This window comes from Planotetraspora silvatica, assembly GCF_016863315.1.
GTDB lineage: Bacteria > Actinomycetota > Actinomycetes > Streptosporangiales > Streptosporangiaceae > Planotetraspora > Planotetraspora silvatica.
On the sequence record NZ_BOOQ01000024.1, the window covers coordinates 50,390 to 66,940 of the forward strand.

A 16,551-nucleotide genomic window follows, 5' to 3' on the forward strand; every position below is an offset into this window, starting at 1 on the left:
TGGGAAGTCCCACCGATGAATGGCGTTGTCGAACCGCCCCCTTTATACGTAGACTCATACGTACAAGTGGAGGTTGGCGATGCCGAACAAAACGATCTATGTGTCCGAGGATGATCTGGCGCTCTTCCAGCGGGCTCAGGAGCTCTCCGGGGGAAATCTGTCTCAGGCGATCTCGGCGGCACTGCGACGCTACATCGAGATGGAGGAGGGGCGCCAGGAGGGTTATGACGAGATCATCGTGGAGATCGGCCTGCAGGGTGTCGGGCGCAAGCAGCGCTTCTCCGGAGTGCTCCTCGGCGAGTGGGGGCGTACCACTGGAAGCCGGGTCGAGATGTTCCGGGTCTATCGGTCCCGCAAGGGCAAGTTCGTCCTGCATGTGGACCGCTCTCCCGACTGGACGGACGGATCGGATTCCGACAACTGGCTGTCGTGGCGGACTCTGCTCGGCCTTGGCGATTCGAGTTGGGGCTTCGTACAGGGTGAATCCACGTTGGAGGTCGTTGACTCCTTCCAGGACCTGCGCGGGAAGGTGCCCGACGAGTTCTACGAGTTGATCGCTGACCTGGCCGAGCGTCCCGCCGTGGAGGATCTCGACATCTGAGGGCTCGACCGGCTGGAGGGGAATCGTCGGTCCTCGGGCCGGCGGTGGTCCGCCGGATCGCCCCTACTAGATCAAATAGGAGGAGCAATGGAAGGAGAAAGGCATGATCGAGGCCAGGCTGAGAGACAGCCGGAACCGCGGGTGCGTGTCTCCGATGGTGATCGGGACAAGGTCGTTCAGCGGCTTCAGCTGGCGTTCGCTGAGGGGCGCCTGACATCTGAGGAGATGGACGAGCGGCTTGAGCTGGCTCTTACGTCCACGTCTCATGGCGATCTGATGCCGGCTGTCGCCGGCCTGCGTGACGATCTCGTGGATGACGTGGTGGAGTTGAAGTCCACGGGTGGGAGCGTCAGGCGAGCGGGCGAATGGCGGGTTCCGCGCCTGCTTCGGGTCGCCTCCACGCATGGCGGCGTGAGGCTCGACCTGTCCGAGGGCGTCATCGACCATCCGGAGATCCAGATCGAACTCCACGTCACGTACGGCTCCGCGACGATCATCCTGCCGCGCGGCGCGACAGCGGAGGCGGATGAGGCGTTCGCTGAGTGGGGCACCGTGACCTGCAAGGTGCCGGGGCGAAGGCGTCCAGGGAAGCTCCACGTCCGGATCACCGGGGAGCTGGCCTACGGTTCCTTGAAGATCCGCCACCGGCGCACATGGTTCGGAACCCACCGCTGAACGACGGGGATATGGCGCTGGCCCGGCACCGGCATTCCCCGCGCTGATCGATCGGGCATGGTCGGGCGGCGGCAAGTAGGCGTCCCGTACATGCCCGTCACCCGGTCGTCGATCGACGTTTTCGACGGCTGAACTTTCGGTTCGACAACCATCCGGACGGTCGGAAATCGATCGGCCGCCCTGCCGTCATGCCCTGACCGCGTTTCCGGACCCCCCGAGGAAGCAAACAACCCCCCGAACAAGCGAGCAGAGGAGAATCCCCATGCCCCCCGCGATCATGGCCGAAGGCCTGGTCAAGAAATACGGCGACGTGACGGCCCTCGACGGGATGGATCTGTCCGTCCCCGAGGGGACGGTGTTCGGGCTGCTCGGCCCGAACGGCGCCGGAAAGACCACAGCCGTGCGGATCCTGACCACATTGCTGAAGCCGGACTCCGGCCATGCCACCGTCGCCGGCCTCGACGTCGTCGGCGACGCCGGGCGACTGCGATCCCGCATCGGAGCGTCCGGGCAGTACGCCGCGGTCGACGATCACCTCACCGGCGCGGAGAACCTGGAGATGGTGGGACGCCTCCACCACCTGGGCACCCGGCGCAGCAAAGAGCGCGCTCGAGAACTGCTGGAACGCTTCGACCTGGTGGAGGCGGGAGATCGCCCGGTGCAGGGCTACTCCGGAGGCATGCGGCGCCGGCTCGACCTCGCCGGAGCGCTGGTCGCCGACCCGCCGGTGCTGTTCCTGGACGAGCCGACCACCGGCCTCGACCCCCGGGCCCGGGCCGGCTTGTGGGACGTCATATCCGAGCTCGTCGCCGGCGGCACGACGCTGCTGCTCACCACCCAGTACATGGAGGAGGCCGATCGGCTCAGCGACGGGATCGCGGTGGTCGACCACGGCCGCGTGATCGCGCTCGGCACGGCCGATGAGCTCAAGGACCAGGTCGGCGGCGACCGGATCGAGCTGACGGTGACGAACGCGGAGGACCTGGCGACCGTACGGCGGGAACTGGCCCCCCTCGCCGTCGGAGACATGCGGACCGATGCCGCCGCACTGCGGGTGACGGTCCCGGTGACCCATGGCGCGGCGTCGCTCACCGACGCCCTGGGCAGGCTGGCCGCCGAGCGGGTCACCGTACGGGATGCCGGCCTGCGACGGCCGACGCTGGACGACGTGTTCCTCGCGCTCACCGGGCACGAGGCGACCGCGAACGAGAGCGCCACCACGAAGGAGAACCCCACCGCGACCACTACCGCGAAGGAGCACAGCCGATGAACGCCCTCCAGGCGGCGATCTCCGACGGCATGACGATCACCAAGCGCAACGCCCTCAAGATCAAGCGGGCGCCCGACCAACTTGGGGGCGCGATCATTCTCCCGATCGTGTTCGTCCTGCTGTTCGCCTACGTCTTCGGCAGCATGATCGACGTGCCGGGCATGTCCTACCGCGAGTACATGGTCCCCGGGGTCTTCGTCGTGGCGATCGTCTCCGGTGCGCAGATCACCGGCTACACCCTGACCCTGGACCTGCGAAAGGGCATCTTCGACAGGTTCCGCACGCTCCCGATGGCGCCGTCGGCGGTGCTGATCGGCCAGACGCTCTGCGACGTGCTCATGAACCTCACCAGCATCGTCGTGATGGCCGTGGTGGGGCTGGCCGTCGGCTGGCGGATCAACTCCACGCCGTACGAGGCCGTCATGGGCTTCCTGCTGCTGTTGTTCTTCTCCTACGCGTTCTCCTGGGTGACGGCGACGGTCGCGCTGGCTCTGCGGACGCCCGAGGTGTTCAACAACGTCGCCACCGTCGTGTCGATGCCGCTGATGTTCCTGTCCAACGTCTTCGTCGACAGCTCACGCCTTCCCGGGCCGCTGAAGGTCGTCGCCGAGTGGAACCCCGTCTCCACGATCGTCCAGGGCGCGCGAGAGCTGTTCGGCAACACCAGCCCCGCCATGCCCGTCCCCGGCGCGTGGCCGCTCCAGCACGCGGTGGCGACGTCGCTGCTCTGGTCGGTGCTGATCCTGACGGTGTTCGCTCCGCTGGCCACGCGCCTGTACAAGAGGGCGGTCAGCCGATGAAGTCCGTGCGCCGGACGGGTTCTGGCGCACGGACGGGGCTAACCGAGCAGGCCGTCGGCGAGGGGGCCGAGGGAGAGCGCGGGCAGGAAGTTGAGCAGCGCCACGATCAGCGCGACGCCCGTGGCCAGGACGACGAAGCTGACGCCCTGGGTTCGCAGCGTGCCGGCGGTCACCGCCTGAGGTTGCCGTCGCACCAGCCTCCCGGCCAGCGCCAGGACGAAGGCGATCGGCAGGTATCGCCCGATGAACATGGCAGCGGTCATCGTGAGGTTGTAGAACATCGTGTTGCCGTTCAGCCCGGCCATGGCGCTGCCGTTGCTGTTGACGTTGCTGGTGTAGGCGTAGAGCACTTCGGTGAGGCCGTGAGCTCCGACATTGCCCATCGACGACACTCCTGCCGGGAGCCCTACGGCCAACCCGGTGAAGGCGAGGATGAGGGTGGGCGAGACCAGCGAGTAGAGCACCACATAGCGCATCTCGGTGAAGCCGATGCGCTTGCCCATGAACTCGGGCGTGCGGCCCACCATGAGGCCGCCCAGGAAGATGGCCACAAGCACGACCATGATCAGGCCGTACAGGCCGCTGCCCGTGCCGCCGGGAGCGATCTCGCCCAGCATCATGGCCGCGAGCAGCACTCCGCCGCCGAGACTGGAAAAGCTGTCGTAGGAGGCGTTGAGCGCGCCGTCGGCGGACGCCGTCGCGGAGACGCCGAAGAGCGTGCTCGCGGGGATGCCGAAGCGGGTCTCGGTCCCTTCCGTCTGGGCGCCCACCGCCTGTGCGACCGTGCCCGTGTGGGCGGCCTGGGCGAGGTTGCCGGCGATGAGCAGCAAGCCGAACAGGATGCCGACCACGGTCAACATGGTCCAGCCCAGCCTGAGGTTGCCGGCCATCCGGCCGAAGGTCCGGATGAAGGCGGTCGGGACGATCAACATGATCAGGATCTCGAGGGAGTTGCTCAGCGACGAGGGGTTCTCGAACGGGTGGGCGCTGCTGGCGTTGAAGAAGCCGCCGCCGTCACCGGTCATGAGCTTGACCGGCTCCCAGGAGCCGACAGGACCGCCGATCAGGGTCTGCGTGCCGCCCGCGACGGTGTTCACAGTCTGCGCGCCGTCCAGGTTCTGCTGCACGCCCATGCAGATCAGCACGATCCCGAAGAGGACCGCCAGTGGCAACAGGACGCGGAAGACGCTGCGGACCAGGTCGACCCAGAAGTTGCCGATCTCCGTGCCGCTCCGCCTGACCAGGCCGCGGATGAGCGCGAGGCCGACGCACATGCCGACGGCCGCGGAGGCGAAGCCCTGCACGCCGAGCCCGGCCATGACGGCCAGGTGGCCCGTCGTGGCCTCGCCGGCGTAGTTCTGCCAGCTCGTGTTGGTCGTGAAGCTGACCGCGGTGTGCAGCGCCAGCTCCCATGACATGCCGGGGTGACCGAGCGACCACGGCAGGGAGCCCTGGAGAGTCAGCAGCGCGAACAGGGCCGCGATGCCGAGCACGGAGAAGGCCATCAGCGCCAGCAGATAGTGGCGCCAGTCCTGCTCACGGTCGGGATCGACGCCGCAGATCCGATAGAGGCGGCGCTCGATGGCGAGGTGGCGGCCGCCGTCCAGGGTGCGGGCCATGTAGTCGCCCACGGGGACGTGGAGGACCACCAGGAGGGTGAGGACGAACAACGCTTGCAGCCAGCCGTACATGATCAGGACTCCCGGTCCAGCGCGAGGTTGAGCGTCAGCACGTTCACGCCGGGCTCCCCGAGGAAGCCGAGAGCACGGCCGGTGGTGTTCTGCTTGATGACGTCCTCGACCCTGTCCAGGCTGAGGCCGCGTTCCCTGGCGACGCGAGGGGCCTGGAGAGCGGCGTACGCCGGTGAGATGTGCGGGTCGAGGCCGCTGCCGCTCGCGGTGACCGCGTCGGCGGGCACCACGGGGTCGGCCGGCGCGTCGCCGCGGACGGGGACGACGAGCGCCTTGCTGTAGTCGTCGCCCGGCTCGGCGCACTCCACGGCGACGCCTTCATAGGTGGCGAGGAAGGGCGTGGCCGGGCATGCCTGGTTCAGGCTGACCACGCGGGTCGCCCGGCCGCTCAGGCCCTGCTCGCGGAACACGCCGAGTACGGCGCCCACGCCGTCGGAGGTGCAGTACGGCCGGGCACCGCTGACCTGCTCCAACTCGCCGACGGCCTTGCTTCGCGCGCAGACCTCGGTGAGCAGGCTGAGCTTGCCCGACTCGGGGTCGGCCGGGTCGGGAAGCACGTCGACGACGCTCTCCGAGCCCTGGTTGCTCGCTCCGGTCGCGCCCGGTTCGTAGCCGTCGCCGGCGGCCGAGGGGCGACTCTGGAAGTACCGCTTGATGGGCTCGCCGTCCGTGCCGGTGAAGGACTGGCCGATGAGTTCGCTGCCGGCGACCTTCCCGTCCTTCTCAAGATGGGAGCCGTCGGCTCTGCGACCGAGGACCGCCTGGGCGATTCCGGTCATTGCGAGCGGGTAGACCAGGCCGACGGTGAGGGTGAGCACCACGACGACCCGCAGGGCCGCCACGTGATGGGCGAGCCACCGTGGAAGACGGTTCATGATCATATTCCTGGGATGAACTGGACGACGAGGTCGATCAGCTTGATGGCCACGAAGGGCACGATCACGCCGCCGAGGCCGTACACCCACAGGTTGCGGGCGAGCAGCTGGGAGGCGCTGGAGGGGCGGTAGCGCACGCCGCGCAGGGCGAGCGGGATCAGCGCGACGATGACGACGGCGTTGAAGATGACGGCGGACAGGATCGCCGAGAGCGGTGAATGCAGGCCCATGACGTTGAGCCGGGACAGGCCCGGATATATGGGCCCGAACATCGCGGGGAGGATCGCGAAGTACTTGGCGATGTCGTTGGCGATCGAGAACGTCGTGAGCGCGCCGCGAGTGATCAGCAGTTGCTTGCCGATCTCGACGATTTCCACGATCTTCGTCGGGTCGGAGTCGAGGTCGACCATGTTGCCGGCCTCCTTGGCGGCCGACGTTCCGGTGTTCATCGCGACCCCGACGTCGGCCTGCGCCAGGGCGGGGGCGTCGTTGGTGCCGTCACCGGTCATCGCGACCAGGCGGCCGCCCTCCTGCTCCTTGCGGATCAGGGCGAGCTTGTCCTCCGGAGTCGCCTCGGCCAGGAAGTCGTCCACCCCGGCCTCGTCGGCGATCGCCCGCGCTGTGACCGGGTTGTCGCCCGTGATCATCACGGTGCGGATGCCCATCCGGCGCATCTCCTCGAACCGGGCACGCAGGTCGGGCTTCACGACGTCCTTGAGATGGATGACGCCGAGGACGCGCGTCTGCTCCGCCACGACCAGGGGAGTGCCGCCGGACGCGGACACGCCTGCGACTATCTCGTCGAGCTCCGGCGGAACCGGCCCGCCGTGTTCTCGCACCCATGAGGAGACGGAGGCGGCCGCGCCCTTGCGCAGGCTGCGTGAGGGGAGGTCGACCCCGGACATCCGGGTGACGGCGGAGAACGGTACCCAGACGCCGTCGACCTCGGCACCCGCCTCCTGGCCGACGTGCCGGCGGGCCAGGTCCAGGATGGAGCGTCCCTCGGGTGTCCTGTCGGCGAGGCTGGACAGCAGGGCGGCGTGCGCGAGGTCGGTCTCTCCGGTCTCACCGACGGGGATGAAGGAGTCGGCCTGCCGGTTGCCGAACGTGATGGTGCCGGTCTTGTCCAGCAGCAGGGTGTGCACGTCGCCCGCGGCCTCCACGGCCCGGCCCGACATCGCGAGCACGTTGCGCTGAACCATCCGGTCCATGCCGGCGATGCCGATGGCGGACAGCAGCGCGCCGATCGTGGTCGGGATCAGGCAGACCAGGAGCGAGACCAGCACGACGCCGGAGATGCCCGCGCCGGTGATGGCAAGGGTGTCGGGGGCGGCTGCCATCACGCCCTTGGAGAAGATCGCCATCGGCTGGAGCGTGACGGTGGCCATCAGGAAGATGATGGTCAGCGCGATCAGGAGCAGGTTGAGAGCGAGTTCGTTCGGGGTCTTCTGCCGCTTGGCGCCCTCGACGAGACTGATCATGCGGTCGATGAAGCTCTCGCCCGGGTCCTGGGCGATCCGCACCACGATCCGGTCGGACAGGACGCGCGTACCGCCGGTGACCGCGCAGCGGTCGCCGCCGGACTCCCGGATGACCGGGGCCGATTCACCGGTGATCGCTGACTCATCGACGCTGGCCACCCCGTCGACCACGTCGCCGTCGCCGGGGATCAGCTCACCGGCGTCGACGACCACGACGTCGCCTCGCCGCAGGAGCCCGGCGGGAATCTCCTCGGCGCGGACCGCCGACGATGGGACGTCCTCGGCCCAGCCCACGACGCGCCGGGCGACGGTCTGCTGTCTGGTGAGGCGCAGCGTCGCCGCCTGAGCGCGGCCCCTGCTCTCGGCCACCGCCTCGGCCAGATTGGCGAAGATCACGGTGAGCCAGAGCCAGACGGTGATCAGCCAGCCGAAGAGCGACGGATGAGGGACCGTGAACACCGTGGTCAGCACGGCGCCCACCTCGGTGACGAACATGACGGGGTTACGCCAGAGAGCCCGGGGGTCGAGCTTGCGCAGCGCCTCCGGGAGCGCCTTCCACAATTGCCGTGGATCGAGTATCCCGGCGGCGACCCTGTGGGCGGGTCGCGGCTCCCCGGCGCGGGTGGTGTCCGGAGCGACCGGCGCTTCGACGGCCATCAGAACCTCTCAGGGAAGCGGATCGCGAGGAGGAGGTACACGAGCAGAGCGACCGAAACGATCAAGCCGATAAGATTTTCAACAGTCACCGGAGATCACCATAAATTCCACTCCAAGGATGCGTTTAGAACGTAGAACCTCTTATAAGGGGTCACGCAAGTCACTTAACGTGTTCACCACGAAATCCCTGCGTCACGTTGACGCGGATCAGCCTTCGAGTAGGTGATCGGTGTCTCGCCGAGATCGCGCCGGTCTCCATGGCTCGACCTCTGGATCGCGAGGCGAGCTGCCGCGGCGGGATCGACCGGTTGGACGTCGATCGCATCGCCCACATGCACGGCCTCGCCGTCAGCGATGACCATCCGACTGATCTGCGTTGTTCCTGTAGGTTGGTGCCTGGTGCGCCGGGAAGTCTGGTCGGCAATGGGGCTTCCGAGGGGATGCGGTGCAAGGCGTACAGATCGTGCTGTTCCTGGTCGCGGTGGCCACCGTCGTGGCCACGTTCGCCGACCGGATCAGCGTGCCGGCCCCGTCATTGCTCGTCGTCGCGGGTGTCGTCGCCGGGCTTCTCCCCATCGCCGACCGGATTCACGTCACGCCGGAGATCGTGAGCCTGGTGGTGCTGCCGCCGCTGCTGTACGCGGCGGGGGAGGAGCTGTCCTGGCGCGAGCTCAAACGGCTGTGGCGGCCGGTCGCCCTGCTCGCGGTCGGGCTCGTTCTGGTCTCCGCCGCTGCGGTGGGGTTCGTCACCGTGATGCTGACCCCTCTCCCGCTGGCCCTGGGATTCGTGCTGGGGGCGGTGCTGGCGAGCACCGACCCGGTCGCCGTGACCGCGTTGGGCCGCAGGCTGGCTCTGCCGCCCCGGCTGCAGACTCTCGTCCAAGCGGAAAGCCTGTTCAACGACGCCACCAGCCTCATTCTGTTCCGGATCGCCACCGCGGCCGCGGTGGCCGGCGGCGCGGTGAGCTGGACCGGCGTCACCGTCGACTTCGCCAGGCTGGCCGGCGGCGGAGTGCTGGTCGGGGGAGTGGTCGCCGTCGGCGTCTCGTGGGTGCGGCGCCGCACCGAGGACCCGGTCCTGGAGAGCGTGATCGCCCTCATCGTCCCCTACCTGGCCTATGTGCTGGCCGAGGCCGTCCACGCCTCGGGGGTGACCGCCGTGATCGTGGCGGCCGTGATCCTCGGCATCAGGCAGCACGAGCTGACCAATCCCGGCACCCGGCTCCAGTTGACCGCCGTGTACGGAACGCTGATCTTCCTGTTGGAGAGCGTCGTCTTCAGCCTCATCGGCCTCCAGTTGCCCGGTCAGATCCGAGAGCTGTCCGCGGCCGAGCGGTCATGGGTTCCCGCCGTCCTCGCGATCGCGCTCACGCTGGTCGTCGTCCGGGTGGCCTGGATGTTCCCCCTGTCGGCGCTCCGGCAATGGCGCACAGGAGGACGCCTCCGGCCGTCCTGGCAGGTGCCCGCGGTGATCTCCTGGGCCGGCGCCCGTGGCGTGGTGCCGCTCGCCGCGGCCCTGTCCATCCCGCTGACCACCGCCACCGGGCTGCCGCTGCCTCATCGCAGCCTGCTCATGGTCCTGGCGACCGGCGTCATCGTCGTGTCCCTGGTCGCGCAGGGGTTCACCCTCGCGCCGCTGGTCAGGCTCTCGGGTCTCGCGGTCAGCCCCGACCACTCGCGTGCCGAATACGTCAGGGCCCGGCGGCGGCTCACCGAGATCGCCGCCGGCTACATCGAACAACTCGAGGACCTTGAGGCCGTCTCGCCGGCCATGCTGGCGCATGTCCGGCGGTCTGTTCAGACCCAGATGGATCTCGACCAGGAGTCCGAGGACCTGACCGATGTCTACGGTCAGATACACCGCGACGTGCTCGCCGTACAGAGCGACGCGCTCTCTCGCATGTACGCCGCGGGCGAGATCGGGCAGGAGACGCACCGCCGCCTCCAGCGCCACCTCGACCGGCAGGACCAGCGCTTCATCGACGAGTGAGAACGGAAGCACCGCAAGGGGTAGTCCTGATGTACATCAGCAGAAGGATCCTCGACCAAGGAGAGGCGATGTCCGACATCGTCGAGCGGTACGACATCCCCGAACAGCACTTCTGGCTGCACGGGCCCCGATCGGGCCCGGCGGTCGAGTTCGACGCCCGCACCGGGCTGTGGAATGTCTACGGTTACCCGGAGATGCACGAGGTCCTCGGCGGCCCCGCGACGTACTCCTCCGACACCGTGCGGGTGGTCCCCAAGGAGCTGATGCCCGGCGAAGACGACTTCTCGCTGAAGGGCTTCATCACCCAGATCGACCCGCCGAAGCACGGCAAGCTGCGCAAACTGGTCAGTAGCGCATTCACCCGTAAGGTCGTCGCGGATCTCGAACCGAGGATCGCCGCACTGACCCACGAGCTGCTCGACGCGGCGCGTGAGCGCGGCGGGTTCGAGCTCGTGAGCGATCTGGCCTATCCGCTGCCGGTCATCGTCATCGCCGAGTTGCTCGGGGTTCCCAGCGGGGATCGTGCCCTGTTCAAGCAGTGGGCCGACGCGTTGTTCCAGCGTGACACCGAGGTCTCGCTCAACCGGACCGCCGAGGAGCGAGGCGCGGACATCGAGGCCACGATGAGACCGTGGAAGGAGATGTCCGCCTATCTCGCCGCCCACGCCGCCGAACGCCGACGGCAGCCGCGCGCCGACCTGCTCACCAGACTGGTGGAGGCAGAGGTGGACGGCGAACGCCTGCCCGACGACCAGGTGGTCAACTTCGCGATCGTCCTCCTGCTCGCGGGGCACATCACCACGACGATGCTGCTCGGCAACACGGTGCTGTGCCTGGACGCCTTCCCCGAGCAGCAGGAGAGGGTACGCGCCGACCGCTCCTCGATCCCGATCGTCATCGAGGAGTCCATCCGGTTCCTGACCCCGTTCGCTCTCCTCGGCCGCGCCACGACCCGCGAGGCCCGGCTCGGCGGCGTGACCATCCCGGCCGACCAGATGGTCATGATCTGGCTCGCGGCGGGCAACCGGGATCCGCGCCGGTTCCCCAACCCTGACGTCTTCGACCCCGACCGCGACCCCAACCCGCACCTCGGCTTCGGCCGCGGCATCCATTTCTGCCTGGGCGCGCCCTTGGCCCGGCTGGAGGGACGGGTCGCGCTGAACATCCTGCTCGACCGGTTCGACGCCCTGCGTACCGACCCGGACGACCCCGTGCAGTTCATCCCCATGCCGTCCCTGACAGGAGTGCGCCGCCTTCCGCTCATTCAGGGGTGACGCCGAACGGCAAAGGCCAAGCCGCCCGGAAGGCCGTCGCAGCCGGCGATCAGGCCAGGGCAGCGGGCGATCCGGGGCGACGGCGAGGCGATGCGGAGGATGTACGGCTTGCCCTCCGTCGCCACGTAGATCTTGCTCCCGTCCACCACGCGCAGTGTGATCGTCGGAACGCCGTTGATCTCCGTGGGCGGCCCACCGTGGCATGTGCACCTCGACATGGTCCGACGCCCCCACGAGGCAGTCGTTCGCCCGGGCACAAGGACCCTGCGCTCGCGCGGAAGCGGCGTCCGGCCCTGTGTCCCAGCATGGATCTCAGGCCCCGCGCCCATGATCGTTGTTTTTCGGGTCCGAGGACCGTGGGCGTTCCTTCGCGCGGACCCCGCGACTGCCCCACGTAGGCGGGGCTCGGCCCCCACACCTGACGCGCTTGGAGACCTCATGACCTTGACCCCGCAGGTGCCCACCGTCAACGGCCCGGTGGCCGTGGACGATCTGGGCACCGTACTGATGCACGAACACGTCTTCGTCCTGAGCGAGGAACTACGGCGGAGCATGCCGGAGAGCTGGGACGAGCAGCGACGCGTCGACGACGCCGTGGCCCGGTTGACGGCCCTTGCGGAAACGGGCGTGTCCACGATCGTCGATCCGACCGTCATCGGCCTCGGCCGGGACGTGCGACGCGTCGCGTCGGTCAACCAGCGCGTGGACCTCAACATCGTGGTCGCGACCGGCCTCTACACGCTGGCGGACGTGCCGCACTACTTCCGCTACCACGGTCCGGGAACGCTGCTCGGCGGCGCGGAGCGCATGACCGAACTGTTCATCCGTGAACTCACCGAGGGCATCGCGGACACCGGCATCAAAGCGGCCTTCCTCAAATGCGCGATCGAGGACGAGCTCACACCGGGTGTGGAGCGGGTGATGCGGGCCGTGGCGCAGGCCCACCTCAGCACGGGTGCGCCGATCACCGTCCACACCAGTGCGCACGCGCGCACCGGCCTGACCGCACAGGAGATCCTGCGCAGCGAGGGCGTCGACCTCGGCGCGGTGGTCATCGGGCACAGCGGTGACACCGCCGACCTGGACTATTTGCGCCAACTCATCGACAACGGCTCCTACGTCGGCATGGACCGCTTCGGACTGGACATCCTGCTGCCCGGCGACCAACGAGTGGCGACCGTCGCGGCCCTCGCCCGGCAGGGACTGGCCGACCGGATGGTCCTGTCACACGACGCGTCGTGCCACATCGACTGGTTCCCTCCGGGTGTACGCGAACAGATCGCGCCGAACTGGCACTACACGCACCTGCACGAGCAGGTGCTTCCGGCGCTGCTCCGCGCCGGGGTCACCCAGGCGCAACTGACCACCATGCTGGTGGACAACCCGCGCCGGTACTTCAGCCCGGCCAAGCCCTAGCAGCGCCCGTGGGGCGGTGCCGCTCGGCGACCGGAGGGTTTCAGCCGAGCGCATCGCCTTCGCCGGATCCGGTGCTCGGCTCGGCTTTCGACGGCGAGGTCCGCCTCGGATGGAGAGCGTCGTTGCGGACGTCGGTGGGCGTTCTGCCGAACTGCTGCCGGAACGCGGTGGTGAACGCCGCATGGCTTCCGAAGCCGCAGGCGTGGGCGATCTGCGAGATGGACGTGGCCGCCCAACTCCTGCTGGCCAGCCTGGACCGGGCGAGTTGCAGCCGCTCGCGACGGATGAGGTCACGCGATGTGGTGTCGGACGCTTGCAGCACCTGCTGGATGTAGCGGGTCGACCAGCCGAGCGCCCGCGCGATCCTGGTGCCATCGAGGTCCGCGTCGCAGGCGTGCTCGCGGACGTAGCGCCGGATCGAGGCCTCCACTCGGGCACGCTGCCCGCTGGGCGCTGAATCGGTGCCGCCCTCCGCCGCCAGGCACACCAGATCGAGCAGCCGGTCGCACGCGATGTCGAAAGTCGTCGCGGAGAACTGCTCACGCTCCTCCTGCAGTGTGGCCACCACCTGCCTGACCACCCTGCCCAGACCGATGGAGGAGTCGAGCGTCACGGGCTTGCGGGTCACTGCCAGGCTGCGGGCGGCCACGTCCTGCTCACGCATGATGAACGCGATGGACAGGAAGTCGGCGTCGTGGGCGAAGGCCAGCGGCCGGTCGATGTCGCACAGCACCATGGAGCCGCGCCGGATCTCGGCCGACGACGGCCCCTGCTCCACCCACGCCGTGCCCGCCAACGGCACCAGAAGCTCGTAGGTTCCCCGCGGATCCGACCGGATGTGCCGCCGGTCCCGGCGTACCACTTCCTGACCTCCACTGCAGAGGGCCAGAGCGTAAGTCGCGGACCGCTGCCAGTCCAGACTCCCTGCCCACGGGGCCGCAGGGTCGGGCACACTGATTCGGCCGGCGCCATGCAGGCTGGTGAACGCCTCACCCCAGGCGCCCACCGAGGCGATCGGAGCGGCCGTATTCCAGGAATACATGCCTGATTCTAAAACGGGCTGAACGGGGCGATAACTAGCCAAAATGGAGATGCCGGCCCCTGGCGATCAGACCGAGACGTACCGATCCTTCCGCTAATCGAGCGCGGAGAGACGGCGGCGCCGTGGCCGCCGGGATGTTTCCGACAAGGGGATGGACACGACGCCCCGTCTGTTCGCTCAGAGTTGTCCGGGGCCGGCCATGCGGTAGAAGAAGGGTCCCAGCCCGGCGGAGGCGACGGCTTGGATGAGTGGGAGGTGGTCTTCCAGCATCCGCGCGTGCTCCAAGTCCCCGATATGGACGGGGTCGAAGCCGGCGTCGACGATGAGTTGCTCGGTGACCTGCCGAGCGTCCGGGTCGGCGGCGAACAGGTTGCCCGGGCGGACCCGCTGCTCTTCGATCTGGTCGTAGATCACCGCCCAGTTGGTGTTGAAGCTCTTGGCGGTCGGCCCGCCGATGATGGACTTGATCTCGTGCGCCTGCGACGGGAACCGGGCGGAGCGTTGCCCATAGGCGTTGGTCGCGTCGATGGTCACCTTGCCGGCGATGCCGGTCACGTTCGCCAACGCCGCCGCGATCGCCGGCCCGGGAACGGCGACCAGGACCACGTCTGCCGACGATCCGTCACCGCCGTCACGGCCCAGGGTGATGACCTCGTGCCCGGCCTTCGACCAGATCTTGGCCAGTCCGCCGCCGATGCGGCCCCGACCCACCGTGACGATCCTCATGTGCGACCCCTGTCTGGTTGCCTGACCACGACCCCTTGGGCCGGAGTTCCGATCATTCCACGGCGGCAGGAGGGCGGCGGCTACGGCTTCGGTGCCGGGGGATCGGGGCGCCGGTGGATGGTGACACGGCCGACGGGGAAGATGCCGATGAGCAGGCGACGTCGAGATGCCCTCTGCGGTGTCTTGACGGTGGCCCCGGACTCAGTCCTGCGGCGGCCAGGTGGGGATCTTTCCCCGCCCGGACGGAAAGCGGATGTTCTTCGACCGGACGAACTCGTGCAGCGTCTCGACGGCGTTCTCCCGGCCGAAGCCGCTGCCTTTGACTCCGCCGAACGGCGAGCCGAGGAACGAGCGACGCATGTAGTTGTTGACGAACACCATGCCGACCTCCAGGCGATCGGCGATCCGGCCGGCGCGGACCAGATCCGTGGTGCAGATCGCGGCCGTCAGGCCGTAGTCGGTCCCGTTGCAGATCTCGATGGCCTCGTCTTCCGAGGTGAAACGCATCACGCAGGCGATCGGCCCGAAGATCTCCTCCTGGGCGAGGGTCATGTCGGCTGTCACGTCCGCAAGGACGGTGGGCGGCACCCAGTAGCCGTCCGCAAGCCGCTCGTCGGTGGGGATCCTTCCCTGCGTCACCAGGCGCGCGCCTTCGTCGAGACCGGTCTGCAGGTACGCCATGACCTTGTCCCGCTGGCGGGCGTCCACCATCGGTCCGATGTCGGTCGCCGGATCCAGGCCGTCACCGACCACCAACTGCTCGGTGGCACGCGCGAACCGCTCGAGGAACTCGTCATGGATGGAGTCGTGCACGAGGATCCGGGCGGTGGAGGTGCAGGCCTCGCCCTGGTTGTAGAACATGCCTTCAAGCGCGACGTCCAGCGCGACGTCCAGATCCGCGTCCTGGAGAATGAGCAGCGCGTTCTTCCCGCCCAATTCCATCGTGGCGTAGGTCAGATGCTCGGAGGCGCTCTGGAGGACCCGCCTGCCCGTCGCGGTCGCGCCGGTGAAAGTGATCCGCTCCACGCGCGGATGCGAGGCCAGCGCACGACCGGCGTCGATGCCCGGTACGGCGTTGAGCACCCCGGGAGGCAGCACCTCGTTGGCCAGTTCGACCATCCTCAACACGGTCAGTGGCGCCTGTTCGCCGGGTTTCACGATCACCGTGTTTCCCGCCGCGAGTGCCGGTGCGCACTTCTTCGTGAAGTGGATCGGCGGCCAGTTGAACGGCAGGATCGCCGCGACGACGCCGTACGGCTCGTAGACCACGCGAGCCTCGATCGGACCCTGGTCGAGGATCTCGCCGTGCAGGGTGTCGGCGAGGCCGGCGTAGTAGTCGTAGCCGGCGTGGCTGTAGGAGACGTCGAACCTCAGCGCGTCGCGACGCGGCTTGCCCACTTCCCGGGCTTCGATCTCGGCCAGTTCGTCGACATGTTCGCGGATCTTCGCGGCGACCAGACGCAACAGCCGGCCGCGTTCGCGAGGCGAGGTGTCCCGCCAAGCCCTGAACGCACCTCGTGCGTCGGCCACTGCGCGGTCGACGAGTTCGGCGCCTCCGGAGACCACCCGGGCGAGCGGCTGCCCTGTGGCCGCCTCCATCACCGTGAAGGTGTCCTCATCACCGGGGTCGACGAAAGCACCCCCGATGAAGGCACCCCAGACCTCGCTTCCCCCGATCGGCGGGGGGACGGTCCCGAACGTCGTGGTCGTCATACGGACTCCTTCGAAGGAGAGACACGCTGATGACGGCAGGGGCTGTGGCTTTCCGACGAGTCGGGCGGTTGCCTCTGCAATCGATTGCGGACAATATCTCCCCTGAAAGGACCGTCAAGGCATGGCCGGTGGGACCGGTCTGATGGAGCTGACGCGGACGTCGCCTGTCGCATCACCATCCGATAATCGAGTGCCGATGCATAATTCCTGTTCAAGCCGTTGTCCAGCGCCTTCTGTGCGTACCCTCGGTGCGGCACTCCTATGGACGGGCCTTCGATGTGTGATCTCGAAGGCCAGCCGGCCGTCCGAATCAACGTACGTCCACTGGGGCTCAACAGCT

16 protein-coding genes are annotated in these 16,551 nt (G+C 68.2%); 7 read left to right on the forward strand and 9 right to left on the reverse strand.

Translation table 11 applies throughout. The annotated features are described in order from the left end of the window. The first annotated feature begins 79 nt into the window (after positions 1 to 79). From Psi02_RS18455 to Psi02_RS18470, 4 genes are all read left to right on the forward strand, one after another. The gene (locus Psi02_RS18455) at positions 80 to 601 is read left to right on the forward strand and encodes an EXLDI protein (RefSeq protein ID WP_203975683.1); all 522 of its coding nucleotides are present in this window, start codon (positions 80 to 82) and stop codon (positions 599 to 601) included. Between the two features lie 87 nt (positions 602 to 688). Next, positions 689 to 1,276 (forward strand): DUF1707 SHOCT-like domain-containing protein, encoded by a 588-nt coding sequence (locus Psi02_RS18460; protein WP_203975685.1) that lies wholly within the window; start codon positions 689 to 691, stop codon positions 1,274 to 1,276. A gap of 262 nt (positions 1,277 to 1,538) precedes the next feature. Next, positions 1,539 to 2,546, forward strand: a complete 1,008-nt coding sequence (locus Psi02_RS18465) for an ATP-binding cassette domain-containing protein (RefSeq protein WP_203975689.1) — start codon at positions 1,539 to 1,541, stop codon at positions 2,544 to 2,546. Then, the gene (locus Psi02_RS18470) at positions 2,543 to 3,346 is read left to right on the forward strand and encodes an ABC transporter permease (protein WP_203975690.1); all 804 of its coding nucleotides are present in this window, start codon (positions 2,543 to 2,545) and stop codon (positions 3,344 to 3,346) included. The genes Psi02_RS18465 and Psi02_RS18470 overlap by 4 nt, the downstream gene beginning before the upstream one ends. A 38-nt stretch (positions 3,347 to 3,384) precedes the next feature. Here Psi02_RS18470 and kdpA read toward each other — a convergent pair whose 3' ends face one another. The 5 genes from kdpA to Psi02_RS18495 form a co-directional block, all read right to left on the reverse strand. Then, complete coding sequence (gene kdpA, locus Psi02_RS18475; protein WP_203975691.1) at positions 3,385 to 5,037, reverse strand: potassium-transporting ATPase subunit KdpA; 1,653 nt, start codon at positions 5,035 to 5,037, stop codon at positions 3,385 to 3,387. 2 nt (positions 5,038 to 5,039) lie between these two features. Next, positions 5,040 to 5,912, reverse strand: a complete 873-nt coding sequence (locus tag Psi02_RS18480; protein WP_203975693.1) for a potassium-transporting ATPase subunit C — start codon at positions 5,910 to 5,912, stop codon at positions 5,040 to 5,042. Positions 5,913 to 5,914: 2 nt separating this feature from the next. Continuing rightward, positions 5,915 to 8,050 (reverse strand): potassium-transporting ATPase subunit KdpB, encoded by a 2,136-nt coding sequence (kdpB, locus tag Psi02_RS18485; protein ID WP_203975695.1) that lies wholly within the window; start codon positions 8,048 to 8,050, stop codon positions 5,915 to 5,917. Next, a complete protein-coding gene (gene kdpF, locus Psi02_RS41085; RefSeq protein ID WP_203975696.1) occupies positions 8,050 to 8,139 on the reverse strand; it encodes a K(+)-transporting ATPase subunit F in 90 nt (29 codons plus the stop codon). Before kdpF ends, kdpB begins: the two co-directional genes overlap by 1 nt. An 84-nt stretch (positions 8,140 to 8,223) precedes the next feature. Continuing rightward, on the reverse strand, positions 8,224 to 8,412 hold the full coding sequence (locus Psi02_RS18495; protein WP_203975698.1) for a hypothetical protein: 189 nt from the start codon (positions 8,410 to 8,412) through the stop codon (positions 8,224 to 8,226). Between the two features lie 83 nt (positions 8,413 to 8,495). Here Psi02_RS18495 and Psi02_RS18500 point away from each other — a divergent pair, with 83 nt between their 5' ends. Then, on the forward strand, positions 8,496 to 10,040 hold the full coding sequence (locus Psi02_RS18500) for a Na+/H+ antiporter (protein ID WP_203975700.1): 1,545 nt from the start codon (positions 8,496 to 8,498) through the stop codon (positions 10,038 to 10,040). Positions 10,041 to 10,108: 68 nt separating this feature from the next. After that, positions 10,109 to 11,314, forward strand: coding sequence for a cytochrome P450 (locus Psi02_RS18505; protein WP_203975702.1), 1,206 nt, complete (start codon positions 10,109 to 10,111; stop codon positions 11,312 to 11,314). Here the strand turns inward: Psi02_RS18505 and Psi02_RS18510 are convergent. After that, positions 11,305 to 11,532 carry a hypothetical protein gene (locus tag Psi02_RS18510; protein WP_203975703.1) on the reverse strand — a complete coding sequence of 76 codons (228 nt, stop codon included), beginning with the start codon at positions 11,530 to 11,532 and terminating at the stop codon, positions 11,305 to 11,307. The two genes, Psi02_RS18505 and Psi02_RS18510, sit on opposite strands and share 10 nt — an antisense overlap. 220 nt (positions 11,533 to 11,752) lie before the next feature. Here Psi02_RS18510 and Psi02_RS18515 point away from each other — a divergent pair, with 220 nt between their 5' ends. Further along, positions 11,753 to 12,730, forward strand: a complete 978-nt coding sequence (locus tag Psi02_RS18515; protein ID WP_203975706.1) for a phosphotriesterase family protein — start codon at positions 11,753 to 11,755, stop codon at positions 12,728 to 12,730. Positions 12,731 to 12,770: 40 nt separating this feature from the next. Here the strand turns inward: Psi02_RS18515 and Psi02_RS18520 are convergent, their stop codons facing one another. From Psi02_RS18520 to Psi02_RS18530, 3 genes are all read right to left on the reverse strand, one after another. Continuing rightward, positions 12,771 to 13,772 carry an AraC family transcriptional regulator gene (locus Psi02_RS18520; protein ID WP_203975708.1) on the reverse strand — a complete coding sequence of 334 codons (1,002 nt, stop codon included), beginning with the start codon at positions 13,770 to 13,772 and terminating at the stop codon, positions 12,771 to 12,773. A 177-nt stretch (positions 13,773 to 13,949) separates the two neighbouring features. Continuing rightward, positions 13,950 to 14,498: an NADPH-dependent F420 reductase gene (locus tag Psi02_RS18525; RefSeq protein ID WP_203975710.1), complete on the reverse strand. Its 549-nt coding sequence runs from the start codon at positions 14,496 to 14,498 to the stop codon at positions 13,950 to 13,952. Between the two features lie 201 nt (positions 14,499 to 14,699). Further along, entirely contained in the window at positions 14,700 to 16,211 is a 1,512-nt protein-coding gene (locus Psi02_RS18530; RefSeq protein ID WP_203975713.1) for an aldehyde dehydrogenase family protein, read from the reverse strand. Between the last annotated feature and the right edge of the window lie 340 nt (positions 16,212 to 16,551).